1 protein-coding gene is annotated in these 479 nt (G+C 46.3%); it reads right to left on the reverse strand.

What is annotated here, in order from left to right; translation table 11 throughout:
- Positions 1 to 479 (reverse strand): hypothetical protein (locus AQ1_RS15350; RefSeq protein WP_161760608.1); only part of this gene is annotated, 479 nt, incomplete at both ends.

The raw sequence follows: 479 nt of genomic DNA on the forward strand, positions 1-479 counted from the left end.
GCGCTTGATATCCTCATAGCGCTTGCCTTCATACTTACCATCTCGCCAGTATTTTCCGCTATCAATCTTCCACCCCTCAATCATAGCCTCAATCTCAGACGGAAGATCGCCGGGAGCATAGGCGGGTGAATGATACCAGGCAAACAGCTCGCTTATCGCTGCCAACATGTCCAAGCTTGCTAACTCACTGACATTGCGTCGAACCCACCCATAAAGGATGGAGTTACACAATCCTCTATCATAGAGACCATGTTGGCTCGTCCTGATTCTAATTTCTTTATCCGGATAAAGAAGGTGATCGATATATGATTGATGGCCAGGGCAACCTGATTTCAAATAGTCCCGCGCAGTTTCTATATCTTTTAGAAAATATTCTTGAAGAATGCCCACCTGACTAAAAAAGTCGAGCGGCGCATATAAAATAATCGCTGTATTGAATCGCACCGTATGCGCGAGCATTCGTTCAGGGGTCAGCGGAC

The organism is Iodidimonas nitroreducens, assembly GCA_000710935.1.
Lineage (GTDB): Bacteria > Pseudomonadota > Alphaproteobacteria > Sphingomonadales > Rhodothalassiaceae > Iodidimonas > Iodidimonas nitroreducens.